This is a genomic window from Thiomicrospira cyclica ALM1 (assembly GCF_000214825.1).
GTDB lineage: Bacteria > Pseudomonadota > Gammaproteobacteria > Thiomicrospirales > Thiomicrospiraceae > Thiomicrospira > Thiomicrospira cyclica.
Map to the genome: position 1 here is coordinate 402,262 of NC_015581.1, position 20,678 is coordinate 422,939.

The following is a 20,678-nucleotide window of genomic DNA, read 5'->3' on the forward strand; positions in this document are numbered from 1 at the left end:
AACTAGTATACTTTAATTATTTTTTATCCAAGAGGCTGCAAATGTGGAGCTACCCAGAAATTGATCCGGTTGCCTTGGCATTAGGGCCTATTGCCATTCACTGGTACGGACTGATGTATGTACTGGGGTTTGGTGCCGCTTGGTTGCTCGGACTGTATCGCGCGAAATCTTCGCCGATCTGGGATAAAGACAAGGTTGGCGACCTACTGTTTTATTCGGCCTTGGGCGTGGTGCTTGGTGGTCGGATCGGCTATGCGTTGTTTTACGACTTTGCAGGCCTGGTGGCCAATCCGCTGTCGTTGTTTATGGTCTGGCAGGGCGGTATGTCGTTTCATGGCGGCTTATTAGGCGTTACCCTAGCGATGTGGTTGTTTGCCCGCAAACAAGGGCTGTCGATTCTCTCAGTGGCTGATTTTGTCGCACCTTTAGTGACGATTGGTTTAGGTTTGGGCCGAATTGGTAACTATATTAATGGTGAACTCTGGGGCAAAATCACCGAGTCGCCACTTGGGATGTGGGTCTATGACCCGATGTTGAATACCATGGTGCAGAAATATCCAAGCCAACTGTTGCAGGCGCTTTTAGAGGGCTTGGTATTATTTGCGTTGCTCTGGTGGTACTCGTCTAAGCCGCGTCCAGCCGGTTCGGTGGCGGGTTTGTTCTTAGCACTTTACGGAGTGTTCCGCATTATCGCCGAATTCTTCCGTGCCCCGGATGCCCACATCGGCTATCTCGCCGGTGACTGGCTCACCATGGGTATGATTTTGTCCTTGCCGATGATTGTGATTGGCGTGGTGTTAATGGTTTGGGCGTACCGTCAACAACCAGGCTTGGTTAATGGAGTAAAAAACAGATGAAACAATATTTAGATTTATTGCAGCACATTATTGATCACGGGGTGCATAAGGGGGATCGAACCGGTACCGGCACCCTGTCGGTGTTTGGTTATCAAATGCGCTTTGATTTACAGCAGGGCTTCCCATTGGTGACCACCAAAAAATTGCATATCCGTTCGATTATTCATGAATTGTTGTGGTTTTTATCAGGCGATACCAATATTCAATACCTTAAAGACAACCAAGTTCGCATTTGGGATGAATGGGCGACCGAGTCGGGCGATTTAGGCCCGCTGTATGGCAAGCAATGGGTTGCCTGGCAAAGCCCGAATGGCGAAGTGATTAATCAGATTCAGCAAGTGATTGACACCTTGAAAACCAATCCGAATAGTCGTCGGATGATTGTCACCGCGTGGAACCCGGCCGACTTGCCGGACGAGTCCATTAGCCCGCAAGCAAATGTTGAAAACAGCAAAATGGCGTTGGCAACCTGCCATGCGTTTTTCCAATTTTATGTTGCCAATGGCCGTTTATCTTGTCAGCTTTATCAACGCAGTGCCGATACCTTTTTAGGGGTGCCGTTTAATATTGCCAGTTATGCGTTATTAGTGCACATGATTGCGCAGCAAACCGGTTACGAGGTCGGCGAGTTTGTTTGGACTGGCGGCGATGTGCATTTATATAACAACACGATTGAGCAGGCTAAATTGCAATTAACCCGTGAGCCTTTACCATTACCAGGCCTGGTTATTAAGCGCAAACCTGATTCCATTTTTGATTATCAGTTTGATGATTTTGAAATCGTCAACTATCAATCACATCCGCATATTAAAGCGCAGGTTTCGGTATGAGTATCAAACAACCCAAATTAATGATGATTGTTGCGATGGCAAAAAATCGCATGATTGGTAAAGATAATCAAATGCCGTGGCATTTACCGGACGATTTAAAATACTTTAAAGCACAAACTTTAAATAAGCCGGTGATTATGGGGCGTAAAACATTTGAATCACTGGGTGCTCGTCCGTTGCCGAATCGGCCAAATTTGGTGGTGAGTCGTAATAAGGATTTTAGTGCTGAAGGGATTCAAGTGTTTGATTCGGTTGAATCTGCAATTTCGGCGGTGAGTGATGCCGACGAGGTGGTGATTATGGGCGGCGCACAAATCTACACGCAATGGGTGAATAAGGTCGATCGCTTATTAATTACCGAAGTGGATGCTACGCCGCAGGGCGATGCATTTTTCCCAGTTATAGATCCGCAGGCCTGGCGCGAAGTATCACGCCAGCATCATCCTGCGGATGCACAGCATAAGTTTACGTTTGATTTCGTTGAATATCAAAATCTTAATAAAAACGTGAATAAACGTGCGCTTTAAATCTCAAGTGACGCTAAACTGCGGCCGGCACTGATTTGTTCTTCAATCCATTTTGGTGTCCGACCACGACCGGTCCAAGTTAAACTCGGATTGGAAGGGTGTCTATATTTAGGTGCGACTTTAGCCCCGGTTTTTTTGGCGGGTTTTTCGTTATTAACCACTAAATCAATCGATAATCCCAAGCTTGCCGCTCGCGCTTTAAACTCATCAATTAGTTGTTTCTTTTCGGCTTGTTGTTTCTGTTCGATTGTTTTTTGTATTTGTTTTTCAAGATTAATTAACTCTTCAACACTCATGTTTTCTAAGTTCATTTAGCTGTCCTTTTTATAATTTAATAAAAAATAATTTAAAATAACCATCAAAATAATACTCTATTTAGGCGTAAATAATCAAATCGCGATTTAGGAAGGATATTTAAATGAATTGATTTTAAAAATAATGGCATTTAATAGCAGGGTTTTTTAACGTAGGTTGCTGGAAAATTATTAGAATGGTTTTACTGAGATTCGTATTCGGAAGTGTAAATAGATGACTTTCGATTAGGCTGGAGAGAAATGAGTTACAACTTGAAAGGCATCCGCTACCTTTAAGCAGGCCTGCTGATCTATTGAGCTTAATTGTCCCATCACATACCAGGCCTGCTGATCAGCGGGCAGCTGATTAAGCAGATCCGCCAACAGGTCGGCTAATTCCCCTTCATAGCAACCGGGCAGCCCAGCTGGGTGCGCCACGCGATTAACCACACCCCAATCTTCTAACAGTGCCACAGCGCCCAATGCGGAGCCGGTTAAATCGAGTAAAAACCGCGCTGGTTTCAGTTGTACCGGTAGCAAGGGATCATGTTTGAGCAGTGCGATCATCGGCGCGACCGGCAGGCCTGCTTGTTTTGCCTGTTGGCGCTCTTTGGCGGCGGCCAACACCCAAGCTAGGCTATGACGATCTGCCAGCCAAATTTGCGGTTGATTGGGCCAATCGGTGACCGTTGCTGGGCGAAGTTGATGTTGATAAAGCGCTACCTGCAAGTAATCGCCGGCTTGCCAGTCGGTTGGCCAGGCCTGGTTACTGAGCCATTGCACTTGATGGGCGTTTGTGGAATGGGCTTGGACGTGCCAAGCCTTAGCGGTTATGGTCTGGTTATTGAGTCTATCCTCAACACGCAGCTCAGTACCAAATGCGACTGCGCTGGTGTGCTCCGTTTGCCATAACCAGGCCTGGTTTGGCTGTGGGTTGCAGCTGATGAGTTTGAGCTGACGATCCTTCATGACGTGCTAATCGATTAGCTGTTTACACGGCACGGTTTTGATAAACCGTACGACCTTGAAACAGCGTGGTAACCACCTCGGATTCAAAACGCCAGCCCGCAAAGGGTGAATTTTTACCCGCTGAAATCAGTTGTGCCGGATCAAACGCCCAAAAGGCTTCTGGATCGACCAGACAAAGATCGGCACTGTAGCCGCTGCTTAAACGCCCCGCCATCACATTAATAATGTTGGCGGGTTGCCAAGTCAGTGCGCTAATGGCGCGTTCCAGGCTGAGCTGGCCTTGTGATACCAGCTTTAAGGTGAGCGGTAATAGCGTTTCCAGCGCGCTAATCCCGGGTGTGCTTTCACCAAAGGGGAGCAGCTTATGATCTTTGTTGAGCGGGGTATGGTCACTGACAATGGCATCAATCGTGCCATCGGCCACCCCAGCGATTAAGGCCAATTGGTCGTCTTGACTTCGCAACGGCGGACTGACATGAAAGAGGCTATTAAATTCGAGCAGATCCATTTCAGTGAGATGCAGTTGGTGGGCCGCGACATCACAGGTAACCGCTAGGCCTTGCGTTTTCGCTTGGGCAATCATCTTGACAGATTCGGCGCAGGACACTTGTGAAAAGTGCGCACGGACGCCACTTTCAGCCACCAAAATCAAATCACGCGCCAGCGCAATGGTTTCCGCCGATCGCGGAATAGGGTTGAGGCCTAGTCGAGTGCTGACCGCACCGGAGTGAGCAACACCATGATTTTTAAGTTGCTGATTCTCACAGCGCAGCATCACCAGTAAATCTTGTGACGCGGCATAGTTGAGGGCATTTTTGAGTACTAATGGGTTTTGAATCGGTTGATTGGCTTGGCTAAGAGCGACGCATCCACCCGCTTTGAGCGAGTTCATATTGCTGAGTTGTTCACCGGCTAGATCTTTGGTGAGTGCGCCGAGTGGTAGCACAAATGCCGTTGCGGCTTGACGTGCTCGACGTTGAATGAGTTCAGTGACGGCTTGCGTATCCGTTACCGGCTGCGTGTCGGGTGGGCAGCATAAGGTTGTAATACCGCCAGAGACCGCCGCTTTGGTTTCACTGGCGATAGTACCGGCTAAATGTTTACCGGGCTCACCAAGTCGGGCTTGCAAATCCACCAGGCCTGGTAGTACCCACAAGCCTTGTGCATCGAGGATTTCGACTTCGTCACTGGGTTCAAAACCAGTCGGTATTTGGTCGCCAACTGCGACAATGTGCCCGTGGCTAATATAGATGTTAGTCACTTGATCGAGCTGTTGCGAGGGGTCAATGATACGCCCTTGTTGAATAATTATTTTCATGAGTTGACCTCCGTGCTGGTTGGGTCATCAATCTGTTGCGCTTGTTCGTGTTTAAGCTGTTGCAGTTGCGCGGCGTTGCTCATAATAATCGCCATCACCGCCATGCGCACGGCAATGCCGTAGGTGACTTGTTGTAATATCACCGACTGGGAACCATCGGAGACCGCCGAGTCAATTTCGACGCCACGATTAATCGGACCCGGATGCATCACAATGGCATTTGGTTTGGCATAGCTAAGACGTTCTTCGGTTAAACCATAAGTTTTAAAATACTCATCGGCACTAGGTAGTAAGGCGCTTTGCATCCGTTCATTTTGCAAGCGCAGCATAATCACCACATCAACATCGTCTAAGCCTTGTTTCATATCGTGATAAACCTGAACCCCCAGGCTTTCAGGATAGGGCGGAATCAGTGTTTTAGGGCCGATAACGCGAATTTCACGAGCTTCCAATAAACTAAGGGCTTGGATTTGTGAACGTGCGACTCGGGAGTGCAAAATATCGCCCACAATCGCCACCTTGAGATCAAAAATATCGCCTTTGAGTTTGCGAATTGTAAACATATCTAGCATCGCTTGAGTGGGGTGCGCGTGTTGACCATCTCCGGCATTAAGTACGTGTACATGAGGAGCGACATGCTCGGCAAAAAAGTGAGCGGCCCCGCTCTCAGCATGGCGTACTACGAACATATCGGCTTGCATGGCCTCGAGATTCCACAGGGTATCGAGCAGTGATTCGCCTTTTTTGGTGGCTGAAGCACTGATATTGAGGTTCATGACATCTGCTGACAGGCGTTTTTCGGCGATTTCAAAGGTAGTGCGCGTCCGTGTGCTCGGTTCAAAGAACAGATTCATGATCGTTTTGCCGCGCAATAGCGGGACCTTCTTGATTTCGTTAGTCTGCGGGTTAATAAAGGATTCCGCCAAATCGAGGATTTCATTTAGGTGCTGCTGTTTTAAACCATCCAGACTCAGAAAGTGTTTGAGCTTTCCCAGTTCATTGAGCTGCAAATTGGGAGCATTAAGACGTGGGCTCATTGCGTGTCCTCCAAAGATTCGATGCTTAGGCTGAGAGGCACGGGGCCATGGAGTTTGAAGCGGTGTGCCGCGGCGGTGGCATAGGCATAAAAATCCGGTTGAATCGGGAGTTCGCGCGTGCCTTGGCGATCAATTAGACAAACTAAAATAATTCGTGCGGGGCGTCCATAGTCGAAGATTTCATTCATGGCGGCGCGGATTGTACGGCCGGTATGAATGACATCGTCAACCAGTAGAATCGTTTCATCGGCCACATCCCAGGGAATATTGGACGGTTGTACCTGCGCGCTTATACCGCTGGTGGCGAAGTCATCGCGATAAAAACTGCTATCTAAAACGCCAATTGTCTCGTTAAGTTGTAAACGTTTTGCTAGGGCTTGGGCAATATATTCGCCGCCGGTACGCAGTCCAATCATTTTAATCCTAGGATCAAAAAAAGGCGCTTGCTGAATGGCCTGAGCAAGTTGGTCTAATAGGTTATCTAAATCAAGGTGGGGCGTACTCATGCAGTCTCCAGCCAGTTGGATAGTAAAATTTGGGCGGCATGTGCATCAAGCAGCATATCACGATTATTGCGGCTTTTCTTTGCCGTTTTATCGGTAACTTGAAGGCGCTGCTCCGCCGCAATTGAGCTGAGTTGTTCTTCGATTAAAAACACCGGTAAATTATAGCGCCCACCAAGGCGTTGTGCGAACTTGCGGGCATTTTGAGTAAAGGCTTGTTCGTCGCCATTTAATCGCAGGGGCAGACCAACCACGAGACCGACCGGTTGCCATTCTTGGATAAGCAAAGAGATGTCTTTCCAGTCGACTTGACCGTCTTGATTACGGAGTACACATAAGGGTGAGGCGGTATCACTAATGGTTTGACCGACCGCAACCCCGATCCGAGCCAAACCGTAGTCAAAGCCTAGAATACTTCCGCTTAATTCGGCTTTCGTGCGCCCATGGGCTAACGCATGCAGGTTAAGCATGGCCGGCCTCGCTGCTTAAAAAAGCGGGGTCGATTCCAAGCGAAGCGAGAGCAAGTTGCCAATGATCTTCGAAGGGTACATCAAACACTATTGCGGGGTCATAGGGGCAGGTTAGCCAGGAGTTGCGTTGAATTTCTTCGGTAAGTTGCCCTGGGTGCCAGCTGGAAACGCCTAAAAACACTAGGTACGGGTGCTCAGCCTCATTCTCTGCAATGGCTTTTAAGAACGCTTCTGAGGTGCTGAGAATTAAACCGTCATCAAGCGCAATGCTATTGGGCCATTCATTATCATGGCGATGCAATATAAAGCCATGCTCTTTATCCGCAGGTCCGCCTAGGCGCACGTAATCATTGAGTTCGGGGCGAGCGGCTAGATAGTCGCTCGGCGCACTGGGTTTAAAGTTGAAATAGTCCAGTAAGTTTTTAATCTGAAACTCATGTGGTTTATTTAGGACTAATCCGGTCGTTTGTTGTTCGTTGTCTTCAGCGATATAGATAACGGCTTTTTCGAACCAGCTGTTATCCAAGCTTGGGTTGGCAATTAGAATTTGGTGTTGATAGCTTTGTAGCGTGTCAATTTGGGACTGCAAGTGTTTGGCCTCGTATGCGGCTTATTCGGCGCTAGAAATTTAAATTTATTTTAACAGGTTTCGCTAGTGTTGGCGTAATGCTGATGTTAAAGCTGGACTAATGATTAATTGATTTTGTTGGTCAATTAGTAAGTAGTGGGTCAGTGCAAATTCGTTAACTAATGCTTGCCAACCGGTGGGTCCTGCAATCACGAGTGCTGTAGCGAGGCTGTCAGCTATAACTGGGTCTGGGTGCCAAACACTCGCCGATGCGAAGCTGTTTGCAGGCTCAGCCGTGTTAGGGTTAAGCAAGTGGCTAAAGCGTTGGTCATCCCACTCAAAATAGCGTTGATAGGTGCCAGAGGTGAAAAGCGCTAAATTGGGCGGTAGGGTTAAACTCGCAATAGCTTGATTGGGCTGTTTAGGATTGCGGACCTGAATGGTCCAGAACTGGGTGTCGGTTTCGTTGAGGCTAAAACTGCCAATATCACCACCGAGATTAATAAGGGCGCTTGGTATTTGGTGTTCTTCTAAAATTGACCAGGCCTGCTGAACGGCGAGTCCTTTTAAGTTGCCACCAAAGTCAAGGCGAACTTGGTTGTTGTGGCTGTGCAGTTGTTGCTCGTGAAAATAGAGGTCGGCAATCGAGGGGCGCTGGTCTAACCAGGCCTGGCGCTCGGTCTGACTGGGTGGTGGCCCTTGCCAGTCACGACCATGAAAGCCCCACAGCGCGATTAAACCGCCAATACCAGGGTCAAAAAGATACTGGGTGCGGGCGCTGAGTTGCTGAGTTTGTTGGATAAAGGTTTGAATGTCGGCGGGTATTGCAATGGCTTGGTCGTGAGCAATTGCTTGGTTAATTTGATACACCCAGCCGTGGGGTTCCCAGGCATGCCAGGCCTGATGCATGGTTAAAAAATGTTGTTCAATCGCATGAATCGCCGCTTGGGCTTGTGGTGCTGGCGTGTCATAAATATGCACCGTCACTTCGGTGCCAAATACATAGAAGGTTTGCTGAATGCTCGGGTTGGGTTGTTGGCAAGCTGATAACATAAGCAGGCCTGCTAGTAACAAGCCGACCAGTCTGTGCTTAGTTAGATAAGGGGTTAATCGAGTGGTTAGCGGCATGAGTTTAATCGCGTGATTGTTCTTCAACCGCCAGCTCTAGGCGCCGCATCAGTTGATCGGCTATATTGAGTCCGAAGTGCGCATCCAGTTCTCGAATACAGGTGGGGCTGGTCACATTGATTTCAGTAATATAATCGCCAATCACATCCAGCCCGACAAACCACAAACCTCTGGCTTTGAGGGTAGGGGCAATACGCGCGCACAGCGCTTTATCACGGACACTGAGCGGTTGACCAACACCGCACCCACCGGCGGCTAGGTTGCCACGATTTTCGCCCGCCAAAGGGATGCGTGCTAGGGCATAGGGCACCGGTTCGCCATCAATTAACAAGATGCGTTTATCGCCTTGGGCAATTGCGGGTAAAAACCTTTGAACCATGATTAAATGCCGCCCATGGTCAGTGAGGTTTTCGATAATCACATTCAGATTAGGATCGCCCTGTTTAACCCGAAAAATCGAAGCACCACCCATCGCATCCAGTGGTTTAAAAATAGTGTCTTTATGCGCGTCAACAAAGGCTTTCAGTTGTTCGGCTTTGGCGCTAACCAGGGTGTCGGTCATGCAATCACTAAACCAGGTCGCAAACAGTTTTTCATTGGCATCACGCAGACTTTGCGGTTTGTTGACCACCAGTACGCCTTGGCGTTCGGCCATTTCCAGAATTTGGGTGCAATAGAGATAGTCTTGGTTAAAAGGTGGATCTTGGCGAATCAAAATAATATCTAAGTCGGCCAGTGGGCGCTGCTGTTTATTGGCGAGTGCAAAATAATTGGGGTCATCAGGGGTTTCCCAGACCTTAATCAATTGCATCTGCGCTTGTGCGGTGCCTTGCGTTAGGTAAAGGTCGTTCGGGTTCATATAAAACAGCTCGTAGCCACGCGCTTGTGCGGCCAGTAGCATCGCAAATGAGCTGTCTTTATAGGGTTTGATCTGTTCGATCGGATCCATGACGATCCCGAGCTTTAGTGCCATCTGTTATCCTTTTCGCAGAAGTTTATCGCGTTAGTATCAATCAATCTATTATAGGGTAACTACGGAATGGAAGGGATGGGCTTTTAATGCTTTAATTTGGTGCGGTTAGGATTATTTTGGTGTTTGTTTTTTGATCAAGTCTCGATTTTTTTATCTAATTATATGTTTTTTATATTTATATATAAGTATGGCATTTAATGTGTTTAAATTTTGTTAAATATAACAAACATGAGGATGTAAAGATGCTGTCGGCTTATAACCCCGCCTTTTATGATGAGTCTATGCTATCAGAAACCGAGCCTCGTGCCGGTTCTGCCGATTTGGTTAAAAATCTCAACGCACTAACCACTCAGCAATTACAAGGCTTGCAAGCTTTGGCGGATGCCACCATTGCGAAAATGGGTGTGTCCTTTACGGTTTATAGTGATGAAGGCAATATTGATCGTGCTTGGCCCTTTGATATTTGGCCGCGGGTTATCGGAGCCAGCGAGTGGGCTTCGGTGGCAGCAGGCCTGCAACAACGATTACGCGCGCTTAATTGTTTTATTGATGATGTGTACAACGAGCAAAAAATTTTTAAAGCGGGTATTGTGCCTGCCGATATTGTGCTCAGTTCACGTAACTTTAGACCAGAGTGCGTTGGTATGCGTCCTAAGCATGGCGCTTGGTCTAATATTTGTGGCAGTGATTTGGTCCGAGACGCGAAAGGGCAGTTTTATGTGCTAGAAGATAATTTGCGCGTGCCATCCGGCGTATCTTATATGCTCGAAAATCGAGCGGTCATGAAGCAGGTGCTTCCTGAGTTATTTGAGCACAGCATGATTGCACCGGTCGGCGATTATCCCAATAAATTGTTGTCAATGCTCAATTCACTAAACCCTAATGATTCGGTGCTGGCCGAGGTAGTCGTGCTGACGCCGGGTATTTTCAATGCGGCCTATTACGAACACGCCTTCCTGGCGCATGAAATGGGTGCGGAATTAGTGGAAGGCGGCGATTTGGTGGTTGGTGATGACGACTATGTCTACATGCGCAATATTGAAGGATTAAAACGCGTTGATGTGATTTATCGTCGTATTGATGATGAGTTTTTAGACCCCGAGGTCTTTCGACCAGATTCAACCCTAGGTGTGCCCGGTTTAATGCGGTCCTGGCGCGCTGGCAAAGTGGCAATTGCCAATGCACCGGGTTGCGGTGTTGCAGATGATAAGGTGGTTTATGCCTATGTGCCGGCGATGATTGAATTTTATTTAAACGAGCAACCCTTGGTGCCTAATGTGCCCACCTACTTATGCCGCAACGACGATGATCAATCCTTTGTGTTGGCGAATATTGAACAGTTAGTGGTTAAGCCGGCTAACGAATCGGGCGGATATGGGATGTTGGTGGGGCCGCATGCCAGTGCCGAGCAATGTGATGCTTTCCGTCAATTAATTAAAAACGATCCACGCAACTATATTGCGCAACCCACCTTGCAACTTTCGGTAGTACCAACCTTAACATCGAAAGGCATTGCGCAACGACACGTTGATTTAAGACCCTTTATTTTGCAGGGTGCGGATACCTATGTAACACCAGGTGGTTTAACCCGTGTTGCTTTGGTTGAAGGTTCGTTGGTGGTCAATTCGTCACAAGGTGGTGGTAGTAAAGATACCTGGATTGTGGATTTGGAGGTGGATGATGTTATCTAGAGTCGCAGAGCGCGTGTATTGGGTGTCGCGTTATATTGAGCGCGTGGAGAACAGCGCGCGGATGATTTTGGTGCATTCAAACTTAATGTACGACTTACCTAAAAAGATTGATATTAGTTGGTATCGTTTGATTGAATTGGTCAGCGCTGAAGATTTGTTTGATGAGCTCTATGGGACGAAAACCGAAAAGAATGTGATGGCGATGTTGATTAGTGATGCACGCAATCCAGCATCATTGTTATCATCACTGCGTTCAGCACGGGAAAATATTCGCACCACGCGCGATATTTTGCCGAAAGAAACTTGGAATATGATTAATCAACTGCATCTCCTGCTGGCTTCACGGGAAAGTGACCTGAGTTCAAGGGCCAAACGCAATGATTTAATGGAGGAAGTGATACGCTCCTGCCAAGCGATCACGGGGATGTTTGCAGGCACTTTAAGTCAAAATGAAACTTTTTCATTTTTAATGCTAGGGCGCAATTTAGAGCGGGCGGATATGACATCACGCCTGTTGGATGAAGGCGGATTTTTCTTAGGCCAGCAAAAACATCTTGAGCAGGTGCAAGCCCATGAGAATGTATTATGGGCAAATGTGTTACGTTCGGTGAGTGGTTATTTAATGTATCGCCAACATGTGCAAACCCAGATTAATGGTGAAGATGTGGTGCGTTTTCTGTTGAATGATCGTCAGTTTCCACGCTCAGTGACTCAGTGTTTGCAGACGATTGAGCAGGTGGTTCAGCAATTGCCTGATAATGACGTGGTAAAGCAGCAAGTTGCGTCTTTACGAGTATATCTACAAGATTGGCGTAACTTTGAGGCCGGATCAGAGGAGCTTCATGGTTATTTAGATCGGTTGCAAAAGCATTTGATGTCGCTCAATAATGCGGTCTACCAGGCCTGGTTTTTACATAAACTAGCCGCGGCTTAAAAAGTTGCCAGGTTTAAAGAATATAAAGGACGAGGATGCAGCGATTCTATTGTAATTGTGGGCAGGAGGTTTATTTTGCTGATACTCATTGTATCGCCTGTGGCAAGGAGCTGGGTTTTGATCCTGTGCAGCGTCATTTATATTGTGGTCGTCGTGATGGACATGTATTTGTTGCAGAGCTTCCAAATGGCTCAGAAAAACGTTTTAAAGTCTGTGATAATCATCACGAACCTGTGCGTTGTAATTGGTTGTTGGCAGAAGATGATCCGCACCATCAATGTATTTCATGTCGGACTACAAACATCATTCCAGATCAATATCAACCGAAAAACCCTCAGCGCTGGCGCCGTTTGGAAGAGGCCAAACGCCGATTATTTGATACTTTAATTAGTTTAGGACTGGATGTCCGAGGTGCGCCAGATAGAGTAAACGGTTTACGGTTTGATTTTTTAGAGGATCAGCGCAGTAATCCCTATGTTGATATAGAGTTTGTGTTAACAGGACACAGTCATGGTTTGATTACGCTTAATGCCGCAGAAGCCGATGAGGGCTTTTTGCACACCATGAAAGAGCAAATGAATGAACCCTATCGAAGTTTATTGGGGCATTTCAGGCATGAGGTAGGGCATTATTACTGGGAACGTTTGCTTAGGTCCGAAAGTTTAGTTCAGTTTCGTCGGGTGTTTGGTGACGAACGCTTTGATTATGGCCAGGCTTTACGCAGTTATTATCAATACGGCCCGCAACGTAATTGGGAGGTGAGCTTTATTAGTGCTTATGCTAGCTCTCATCCTTTTGAAGACTGGGCGGAAACTTGGGCCCATTATTTGCATATTACCGACACGCTTGAGACCGCTCGGGTCTATGGTTTGAGTAATTATGTGCAAAACCGACATGATTTTGAATTATGGGTCAATGAATGGTTGAAGGTGGTTAAAGTCATGAATGCGTTGAATCGTAGTATGGGCTTAGCCGATCCTTATCCGTTTGTGTTAAGCCCAATTGTGATGAGCAAACTGAGGTTTATTGATGAATTGGTGGATAGTCAAGCTCGTCACAATGATAAAAGTGGCCGTTAAATTAGCCAATGTTGCAACAAATCACTTGGTAAGTAGTGGGATTCACTGTCGCGTTTAGCAAGCTGGTCAGCGGTGTAGGCGTGGAGTGTTACGCCCATTTGTGCCGCAAGTGATAGCGAAATACCTTGAGCAACCAGGCCTGTTATTAGACCAGTTAGTATATCGCCCATTCCGCCTTTAGCCATGCCACCATTGCCATAGTGGCAGAGTAATAGGTCTTGGCCATCATAAATTAGACTGCCACTGCCCTTAAGCACAATAACCCCGCCATAGCGTTTCTGCAGTGCTTTGACGGCAGCAATGCGGTCTTGCTGAACTTGGGTAACTGACTGTTTAAGGAGTCGCGCCGCTTCTTTGGGGTGCGGGGTTAAGACCCATTTGTGATAGTGGAAAGGCCGTTGGGCTAAGCAATTTAAGGCGTCAGCGTCAATTATCAGTGATTTTTGGGTTTGGCAGGCCTGTTCAAATAGCCGCCAAGCCCAGTCGCTTTGACCGAGTCCGGGGCCGATTGCGATTACGCTGGCATCAGCTAATTGTTGAGTCAGTGCCGTGTCATGACTTACCATTAATTCTGGTTGCATTTGGGTTAGAGGGATTTGATGTTCTGGGCGGCTAATCACTTTAACTAAGCCAGCGCCAGCACGTAAGCAGGCCTGGCTTGCTAAGGCAATAGCGCCCATCATGCCATAGTCGCCACCGATTAATAACGCCGTGCCATAGCTGCCTTTATGGCTGTTATGGCGACGTTTGGGTAGGTTAAAGTCATCAATGTCCGGTGTGATGGCTTCGGGTTGAAAAGTAGAAACGAGTGAAGGATCAAGATTTAAATCACACAGGTGAACTTGCCCGCAAACATCGCGACCATCAAGTTGATAGTAACCTATTTTATGGCAAATAAATGCGGCGGTGTGACTGGCAGTAATCGTGTCTGGGTGTGCCTGACCTGTTGAACAATCTAAGCCTGATGGGCAATCAAGTGCTAGTACTGGTTTTTCGGCTAAATTAACCGCTTGAGTAATGAGGTTCCAGGGTTTACCTAGCGGGCGATTTAAACCAATCCCAAATAAAGCATCGACCACAAGGTCGGCTTCTAATAAAGCCTGTGCTGAAAAACTTTCTATCTTAATACCCTGTTCAATGACCTGTTTAGCGGCACGCTGAGAGAGGCGTGCTTTAGGTGGAGTTATTTGACACAAAGTTACCTGCCAACCAGCTTGATGCGCCCATTGGGCAAAAAGATAACCATCACCGCCATTTTTACCTGGACCAACTAAAATATAGCAGCGTTTGAATTCAGGCCAAAGACGTTCCGCCACTGACCAGGCCTGCTGGGCGGCAAGATTCATTAACTCCCAGCCATCATCACCAAGCTGTTTTTGAGCCAGTTGGTCGATCGCATGGGTTTGATGTGGGCTAAACAGCGGTATCATAGTATTTCTCAAGGTGGCTGGTAGATTTGATTAAAGCATAGTTTTAGATATAAAAAAACCGGCGCTAGGCCGGTTTTTTAAACGAAAAAATTAAATAAAAGATTATTTAATTTTCGCTTCCTTAAACATGACGTGCTTACGAACCACTGGATCGTATTTTTTGATTTCAAACTTACCCGCCATGGTGCGTTTGTTTTTATCAGTGGTGTAGAAGTAACCTGTACCCGCTGAAGAAACTAGTTTAATTTTATCGCGCATAACCGTCTCCTATTAAACCTTCTCACCACGTGCGCGCATTTCTGCAAGCACTGACTCGATGCCGTTTTTATCGATAGTACGCATAGCGGCAGGCGTTAAGCGTAGTTTTACAAAACGGTTTTCAGACTCAACCCAAAAACGGTGCGCTTGTAAATTTGGTAAAAAACGACGACGTGTTTTACGGTGAGAGTGGGAAACGTTATTACCGACCGCAGGGCGTTTTCCTGTGACTTGGCAAACTCTAGACATTTCTCAATCCCCTAATCTTTAAAGATTTTACACTAAATTAGAAGGCGCTAAATTGCGCTTTCAAAAATTCTACATTGTGGTAAAAAAATACCCAAAAACAAGAATGACGCATTATCCATAAATCGACCTGGGATTGCAAGTGTTATTTGTTTATATCTCACCAGCCTGTGCCATGGAGTGCCAACGACCATGATCGCCGACAATAATATGGTCGAGAAGGCGGACTTCTATTAGCGCTAAGGCCTCTTTAATAGTGCGAGTGATTTGGCGGTCAGCTTGGCTAGGTGTTGGTTTTCCAGATGGATGGTTGTGGGTAATAATCGCTGCTGCGGCATTGTGTTGCAAGGCCAATTTGACCAGTTCACGAGGGTGAACGCTAGCTTGGTTAACAGTCCCCCAAAATACGACATCGAAGGCGATCATTTGGTGCTGTTGATCGAGTAGCATCATGCCAAATTGTTCGCGTGGGCTGTGACCAATTTGTTGCATAAAGTAGTGCGCGCTCAGTTCGGGGGCGTTCATGGTGTCGCCCTTTTTTAGTCCGCTTTCAAAGTGACGCCGTGACATTTCGAGTACCGCACGTAATTGCGCATATTTAGCGAGCCCGAGTCCTTTGGCACGACAAAACAAATCCTGCTCTGCTTTGAGTAGGTTGTGCAGATCACCAAATTCATCGAGCAAATCTTGAGCGAGCGCGACTGCGCTTTTACCCTTTACACCTACACGTAGAAAGATAGCCAGTAGTTCGGCATCAGATAAGCTGGCCGCACCAAAGGCAATGAGTTTTTCACGTGGCTGGTCGAAAGGATGCCATTCTCTAATGCCCATAGCACCTCCTATAATAAGTAATTTTGCTTATTATAGGAGGTTTGATTAAGGATTGCGCGCTTTAATTTTATAAAGAGCGACTTCACCTAAACCGTTTGGCCAGGCTTTCATCAAAATGTGGGTTTGATGATGGCGGTTCACGACACTTCGAGCCACAATTTCAATGCCCAGCTCGGCACAGAGCTTTTCGAAGTCTTTGAAGGTGCATAGATGGATGTTAGGCGTGTCGTACCAATGATAGGGTAGGGTGTCGGTTTCTGGCATTCGACCTTTAAAAAGTAATTGCGCGCGCATCCGCCAGTGACCAAAGTTTGGAAAGGTCACAATACATTCACGCCCCACACGTAACATTTTTTTGAGCAAAATATCCGGACGACTGACTACTTGCAAGGCTTGGGTCATAATCACATAGTCAAACGAGTTGGGGTCAAAGTAGTCAGTTAAATCGGCACTATTTAAGTTGCTTTGAATGACGTTTAGGCCGTTGTGCATGGCTTGTACCGTTTTAAGTGGGTCTATTTCCATGCCATACCCGCGCACTTGGCGTTCATCTGTGAGGTATTGAAGTAGTTGGCCATCACCACAGCCTAAATCTAAAACATGGGTGTTGGGTTCAATCCAATTTGCAATAGACTGAAATTCGGGACTCAAGCTCATGCATGCCACTCCTGCTTGATACGGTTCATATAGGCTCGAAAAATGCCTTCATAATGGGTATTGGGCAATAAAAACGCATCGTGACCATGTTCCGATTCGATTTCGGCATAGCTCACGGCGCGATCATTGTCCAGCAAGGCTCGAACAATTTCACGCGAGCGAGTGGGTGAGAAACGCCAATCTGAGGTAAATGAAACCACTAAAAAAGACGCTTGTGTTTGAGCAAAAGCGGCGCTCAAATTATTATCAAACTCGGCCGCCGGGTCAAAATAATCTAATGCCTTTGTCATCAACAGGTAGGTGTTCGCATCAAAGTTTTGCTTGGTGGCAAATTTTTCACCCTGATAGCGCAGGTAGCTTTCAACCTGAAACTCGACATCAAAACTGTATTTGAGGCTTTCACTGCGTAGTTCGCGTCCAAACTTAGCGCCCATCATATCATCGGATAAATAGGTTAGATGCCCCAACATTCTGGCAAGTGCTAAGCCGCCTTTTGGAGTGGTGCCGGCTTCAATAAAGCGCCCACCATTGAACTCTGGGTCAGTCATAATGGCACGCCGCGCGACTTCGTTGAAGGCGATATTCTGCGCGCTTAGTTTCGGTGCCGCGGCAATAACTAGCGCATGGCGCAGCTTATCTGGATGGTCGATGGCCCATTGCATCACCTGCATACCACCCATCGAGCCACCAATTACAGCAGCCCATTGCTCGATACCAAGGTGCTGGCGCAGGGTATTTTGGCTGTTAACCCAGTCCCGACAGGTTACAATCGGAAAGTCAGGACCATAGACTTTGCCAGTTGCCGGGTTAAGACTTGCCGGACCACTGGAGCCACGGCAACCCCCAAGGTTATTGGAGCAGACCACAAAGAATTCATTAGTATCGACCGGTTTGCCAGGCCCGATATAGTCACTCCACCAGCCTGGTTTGGTATCCCCCTCATAATAACCGGTGACATGATGGTCACCGCTGAGCGCATGACAGATGAGCACCGCATTCGAGGCATCGGCATTGAGTTCGCCATAGGTTTCATAAACTAGGTCGTAGCTGGGCAGTTCAGCGCCACTGACCAGTTGCAGTGGCATGCTGACCTGTAGGGTTTGTGGCTTTACGTAATCGGTCTCATTCATGGCTGGTTGCTCAAGATTATCAAGATTTTAGGCCAGGGTCGTGGCCAATTGACCAATTGTACCGACAATTAAAATTTGACTCAATTTAATCACGACAATCGCCACGATGGGGGATAAGTCAAAGCCACCTAGGTCTGGCATAAAACGGCGAATGGGCGTGAGCATCGGCTCGGTCATTTGGCGGAAAATATCCAAATTGGGATTGCTGTTATTGCGCGCCAGCCAGCTTAGGATCACTTGGATAATAATGATCCAAAATGCTAGATCAAATAAAAAATTCAGCACTTCACTGATCGCAAATAAACTAATAAAACCGGCACTAAAGCTGCGTCCTGTGATCCAGCCAATCAGCACCGCCAGTGCGGCTTGTAGCAACACCGCAACAATCAGCGCGGCGATATCCCACCGGGCCCCGAGTTTGTTAGTCCAATTAAATGGTGCACATATAGGTGTGGTTACCTTGCCGATGAATTGCACAATCGGGTTGCGCCAATCAGTGTAGGTAGCGCGCATTAAAAAGCGTAGGATCAGGGCAAAAACGACAATGCCGAAACTAAATTGTAATAAAAATAAGCCGGCTTGGGTTGTTGGTGTCATGCCTGACCTCCTAGTTCTTGCGAAAGTTGTTGGGCGCGTTGGTGGGCGGCTTGCATGGCTTTAGCAACCGTTTGTTCCAGCTGAGCTGTTTGGAAGGATTGAATCGCACGTTCTGTGGTGCCATTGGGTGAGGTCACGCGTGCGCGCAGTTCGGCTAGATTGACATCACTTTCTAACGCCATTTTAGCCGCACCCAATGCGGTTTGTAGCGTTAAAAGCTCGGCTGTGTCTTGGTTAAGTCCCAGCTCTTTACCAGCGCTGACCATAGCTTCCATAAATAGGAAGAAATAAGCTGGACCACTGCCTGATAAAGCGGTTACTGCGTCCAGTTGCGACTCTTTGTTAACCCAGAGGGTGATGCCGGCGGAGCGTAATACCTGCTCCGCTTGCTCATGCTGAGCCGGTGTTACCTGCGCATTGGCAAAGAGTCCTGTTGCGCCGCTTTGAATTAAAGCTGGTGTGTTGGGCATGGTTCGGACAATAGCGTAATCGGCACCAAGCCAGCGTGCGAGGGTGTCGGTGGTAATCCCTGCGGCAATAGAGACAAACAAAGGTGGTTTGGTTTGCTGTTGCAGTTTAGGTGCGAGCGCTTCACAGGCCGCTTGCAGTTGTTGGGGTTTAACGGCCAGCACTATGAGATCGGCCGCTAAAAGGGCGTCATTGGATTCACACCAACATACACCGGCTAGTTGTAGGTCTGCCGCCTGGGTCGCGAGTTTGTCGCTCACCATAATGGCATCAGCGGGATGGCCGCTAGCAAGCAAGCCACCAATTAGGCTTTTTGCCATATTGCCAGCGCCTAAAAATGCAATCCGAGTTGTCATGTTGGCAGAGTCTCCAAAATATTTGCGCGTTCAAAAAATTAGTGTCATTATGCCAAAAATCACTGTAAAAAGGCATCGCATTGCACAATCATCTATTGCAGAGGGTTTGGGCCTCGCTAAAAAAATATAATCCTGTGTTGTGGTTAGCGATTGGTTTGGTCAGGTTTTATCAATGGTTTATTAGTCCATTGTTAGGTCCACGCTGTCGTTTTTACCCCAGTTGTTCTCACTATACAATCGAAGCGCTGAGAACACATGGCGTTATCTATGGTAGTTGGTTAGCGTTACGACGTATTAGTCGTTGTCATCCAGCCAACCCTGGTGGGATTGACCCCGTGCCTGAGTGTGGTTGTTCGCTCGGACCGGTGCATTTGGGAAAAAAATGTCCGTCTTTAAATAAGAAGCAAGAAGATTGTAAGGATACGGAATAATTAAAGGCTTCGATTTGCCTATTTTCGACACTGAAGCTATTGAAGAAGCGGAAGGGTTGTGTTGAATGTGTTTGAAAAAAACAGGGTTTAAGCCCTGTTTTTACTGGCTGAATTATCAGTTGTTTAACACTCAGGCGTTTAGCGGTGAAACAAGCCCATTAGGTTTGGCTCAGCGATATAACCGCCATCAACACTCTTGGTGACAATCGCCACGGCATCATGCGGATGTAAACTTTCCAGGTGATTGACTCTGACCCAAAAATCTGACAAATGTGGTTCCGCATTCAGCGTGGTTTGTAAGCGGCGAGCGGCATCCTCACAGAACATCAAGTTACTGGCATTTAGACGAGCAAACTCTTGCTCATCTTCGCGTTTAACCGCGGCCTGTACGGGCGTCTGTAAGCTCCTTTCAATTAAGCTAATCCAGCGTGAAAAATCTAAATCATCATGATCCGTAATGGCTAATTTGACTTGTGCATAAGAGCGTTGGCTGTGTGGCGTGGCACAGATGCCTTCAGGAGTCCCCAGCCATTCCAATACATCGGCATAGTCGAGCGCGTCGGTCGATTTAAACTGGGTTTCAAATGCTTGTTGAATCAGCTGACGTGATAAGGCAGCTGAGCAAGGACAGGTCGAAGAATAAGGAACTTCAAGACTAATTTCACAATGGAATTGACCTTGATTGAGTTCACCGCGCAAAGTGGCAGGATAGTGTTTCCAACCCGCATTGCTACTTAATAATGAGGAGCGACGCTCATAATAATCAAAGCGGAATTCAACAAACGCATGATCACTTAAGGTCTCGTGAGAAGACACAAATTTTTCCAAAATGGTTTTTACGCGAGCAGGGGTTAAGGTTTGCTCGGTCGCCAGTTGATCTAACAGCAGATACAAACGCGACATATGAATGCCTTTGCTAGTAGGGTCAACTAAGTTGACATAGGCCTGTGTGCTAGATGAAAGGCGAATCGGTGAATGTGCGCTGTTGATTAATATAGGCAGTTCAATACCACTCATCCCAACCCAGTTTAATTTAGGTTGTGGAATTGAGTGGGGTTGGCATGCGATATCGGGCATGTGCTTAGTCATGCAATTTC

At 47.2% G+C, this 20,678-nt stretch carries 25 protein-coding genes; 7 read left to right on the top strand and 18 right to left on the bottom strand.

Translation table 11 applies throughout. The features are described 5' to 3' along the window. Positions 1-41: 41 nt before the first annotated feature. The 3 genes from lgt to THICY_RS01635 are packed head-to-tail and all read left to right on the top strand — an operon-like array spanning position 42 to position 2,214. A complete protein-coding gene (lgt, locus tag THICY_RS01625; RefSeq protein WP_013834873.1) occupies positions 42-857 on the top strand; it encodes a prolipoprotein diacylglyceryl transferase in 816 nt (271 codons plus the stop codon). Continuing rightward, on the top strand, positions 854-1,687 hold the full coding sequence (locus tag THICY_RS01630) for a thymidylate synthase (RefSeq protein WP_013834874.1): 834 nt from the start codon (positions 854-856) through the stop codon (positions 1,685-1,687). The genes lgt and THICY_RS01630 overlap by 4 nt, the downstream gene beginning before the upstream one ends. Then, on the top strand, positions 1,684-2,214 hold the full coding sequence (locus THICY_RS01635; RefSeq protein ID WP_013834875.1) for a dihydrofolate reductase: 531 nt from the start codon (positions 1,684-1,686) through the stop codon (positions 2,212-2,214). The genes THICY_RS01630 and THICY_RS01635 overlap by 4 nt, the downstream gene beginning before the upstream one ends. Here the strand turns inward: THICY_RS01635 and THICY_RS01640 are convergent. The 9 genes from THICY_RS01640 to gshB form a co-directional block, all read right to left on the bottom strand. Continuing rightward, positions 2,211-2,525, bottom strand: a complete 315-nt coding sequence (locus THICY_RS01640; RefSeq protein ID WP_013834876.1) for an H-NS histone family protein — start codon at positions 2,523-2,525, stop codon at positions 2,211-2,213. The two genes, THICY_RS01635 and THICY_RS01640, sit on opposite strands and share 4 nt — an antisense overlap. A gap of 228 nt (positions 2,526-2,753) precedes the next feature. Continuing rightward, positions 2,754-3,476 carry a hypothetical protein gene (locus tag THICY_RS01645; RefSeq protein WP_013834877.1) on the bottom strand — a complete coding sequence of 241 codons (723 nt, stop codon included), beginning with the start codon at positions 3,474-3,476 and terminating at the stop codon, positions 2,754-2,756. A 22-nt stretch (positions 3,477-3,498) separates the two neighbouring features. Beyond that, on the bottom strand, positions 3,499-4,794 hold the full coding sequence (locus tag THICY_RS01650) for a dihydroorotase (RefSeq protein WP_013834878.1): 1,296 nt from the start codon (positions 4,792-4,794) through the stop codon (positions 3,499-3,501). After that, entirely contained in the window at positions 4,791-5,831 is a 1,041-nt protein-coding gene (locus THICY_RS01655) for an aspartate carbamoyltransferase catalytic subunit (protein ID WP_013834879.1), read from the bottom strand. Before THICY_RS01655 ends, THICY_RS01650 begins: the two co-directional genes overlap by 4 nt. Further along, positions 5,828-6,337: a bifunctional pyr operon transcriptional regulator/uracil phosphoribosyltransferase PyrR gene (pyrR, locus tag THICY_RS01660; RefSeq protein ID WP_013834880.1), complete on the bottom strand. Its 510-nt coding sequence runs from the start codon at positions 6,335-6,337 to the stop codon at positions 5,828-5,830. Before pyrR ends, THICY_RS01655 begins: the two co-directional genes overlap by 4 nt. Beyond that, entirely contained in the window at positions 6,334-6,804 is a 471-nt protein-coding gene (gene ruvX, locus THICY_RS01665) for a Holliday junction resolvase RuvX (RefSeq protein ID WP_013834881.1), read from the bottom strand. Before ruvX ends, pyrR begins: the two co-directional genes overlap by 4 nt. Then, positions 6,797-7,393 carry a YqgE/AlgH family protein gene (locus THICY_RS01670; RefSeq protein WP_013834882.1) on the bottom strand — a complete coding sequence of 199 codons (597 nt, stop codon included), beginning with the start codon at positions 7,391-7,393 and terminating at the stop codon, positions 6,797-6,799. Before THICY_RS01670 ends, ruvX begins: the two co-directional genes overlap by 8 nt. 63 nt (positions 7,394-7,456) lie before the next feature. Beyond that, a complete protein-coding gene (locus THICY_RS01675; protein ID WP_245534966.1) occupies positions 7,457-8,527 on the bottom strand; it encodes an FAD:protein FMN transferase in 1,071 nt (356 codons plus the stop codon). Next, positions 8,505-9,473, bottom strand: a complete 969-nt coding sequence (gene gshB / locus THICY_RS01680) for a glutathione synthase (protein ID WP_013834884.1) — start codon at positions 9,471-9,473, stop codon at positions 8,505-8,507. The genes THICY_RS01675 and gshB overlap by 23 nt, the downstream gene beginning before the upstream one ends. Positions 9,474-9,715: 242 nt before the next feature. Here gshB and THICY_RS01685 point away from each other — a divergent pair, with 242 nt between their 5' ends. From THICY_RS01685 to THICY_RS01695, 3 genes are read left to right on the top strand one after another with little or no spacing between them, the layout of a single operon-like run. Beyond that, entirely contained in the window at positions 9,716-11,164 is a 1,449-nt protein-coding gene (locus THICY_RS01685) for a circularly permuted type 2 ATP-grasp protein (protein WP_013834885.1), read from the top strand. Next, the gene (locus THICY_RS01690; RefSeq protein WP_245534967.1) at positions 11,151-12,098 is read left to right on the top strand and encodes an alpha-E domain-containing protein; all 948 of its coding nucleotides are present in this window, start codon (positions 11,151-11,153) and stop codon (positions 12,096-12,098) included. Before THICY_RS01685 ends, THICY_RS01690 begins: the two co-directional genes overlap by 14 nt. Positions 12,099-12,133: 35 nt before the next feature. Next, positions 12,134-13,177: a zinc-binding metallopeptidase family protein gene (locus THICY_RS01695; protein WP_013834887.1), complete on the top strand. Its 1,044-nt coding sequence runs from the start codon at positions 12,134-12,136 to the stop codon at positions 13,175-13,177. On the opposite strand, the gene THICY_RS01700 is transcribed toward THICY_RS01695, so the two are convergent. The 8 genes from THICY_RS01700 to proC form a co-directional block, all read right to left on the bottom strand. Continuing rightward, the gene (locus tag THICY_RS01700; RefSeq protein WP_013834888.1) at positions 13,174-14,607 is read right to left on the bottom strand and encodes a bifunctional ADP-dependent NAD(P)H-hydrate dehydratase/NAD(P)H-hydrate epimerase; all 1,434 of its coding nucleotides are present in this window, start codon (positions 14,605-14,607) and stop codon (positions 13,174-13,176) included. The genes THICY_RS01695 and THICY_RS01700 overlap by 4 nt on opposite strands. 102 nt (positions 14,608-14,709) lie before the next feature. Then, complete coding sequence (gene rpmG, locus THICY_RS01705; RefSeq protein ID WP_006459786.1) at positions 14,710-14,865, bottom strand: 50S ribosomal protein L33; 156 nt, start codon at positions 14,863-14,865, stop codon at positions 14,710-14,712. Between the two features lie 12 nt (positions 14,866-14,877). After that, positions 14,878-15,114, bottom strand: coding sequence for a 50S ribosomal protein L28 (gene rpmB, locus THICY_RS01710; RefSeq protein WP_006459787.1), 237 nt, complete (start codon positions 15,112-15,114; stop codon positions 14,878-14,880). A gap of 150 nt (positions 15,115-15,264) precedes the next feature. Further along, a complete protein-coding gene (radC, locus tag THICY_RS01715; RefSeq protein ID WP_013834889.1) occupies positions 15,265-15,942 on the bottom strand; it encodes a RadC family protein in 678 nt (225 codons plus the stop codon). 45 nt (positions 15,943-15,987) lie between these two features. Next, positions 15,988-16,599, bottom strand: coding sequence for a methionine biosynthesis protein MetW (gene metW / locus THICY_RS01720; protein WP_013834890.1), 612 nt, complete (start codon positions 16,597-16,599; stop codon positions 15,988-15,990). Next, positions 16,596-17,729, bottom strand: coding sequence for a homoserine O-succinyltransferase MetX (gene metX, locus THICY_RS01725; RefSeq protein WP_013834891.1), 1,134 nt, complete (start codon positions 17,727-17,729; stop codon positions 16,596-16,598). Before metX ends, metW begins: the two co-directional genes overlap by 4 nt. Positions 17,730-17,756: 27 nt before the next feature. After that, positions 17,757-18,326 carry a YggT family protein gene (locus THICY_RS01730; RefSeq protein ID WP_013834892.1) on the bottom strand — a complete coding sequence of 190 codons (570 nt, stop codon included), beginning with the start codon at positions 18,324-18,326 and terminating at the stop codon, positions 17,757-17,759. Next, positions 18,323-19,150: a pyrroline-5-carboxylate reductase gene (gene proC / locus THICY_RS01735; RefSeq protein ID WP_013834893.1), complete on the bottom strand. Its 828-nt coding sequence runs from the start codon at positions 19,148-19,150 to the stop codon at positions 18,323-18,325. Before proC ends, THICY_RS01730 begins: the two co-directional genes overlap by 4 nt. 134 nt (positions 19,151-19,284) lie before the next feature. Here proC and yidD point away from each other — a divergent pair, with 134 nt between their 5' ends. Then, a complete protein-coding gene (gene yidD, locus THICY_RS08685; RefSeq protein WP_083816669.1) occupies positions 19,285-19,581 on the top strand; it encodes a membrane protein insertion efficiency factor YidD in 297 nt (98 codons plus the stop codon). Between the two features lie 138 nt (positions 19,582-19,719). On the opposite strand, the gene folE2 is transcribed toward yidD, so the two are convergent. Continuing rightward, positions 19,720-20,670: a GTP cyclohydrolase FolE2 gene (gene folE2 / locus THICY_RS01740; RefSeq protein ID WP_013834895.1), complete on the bottom strand. Its 951-nt coding sequence runs from the start codon at positions 20,668-20,670 to the stop codon at positions 19,720-19,722. Between the last annotated feature and the right edge of the window lie 8 nt (positions 20,671-20,678).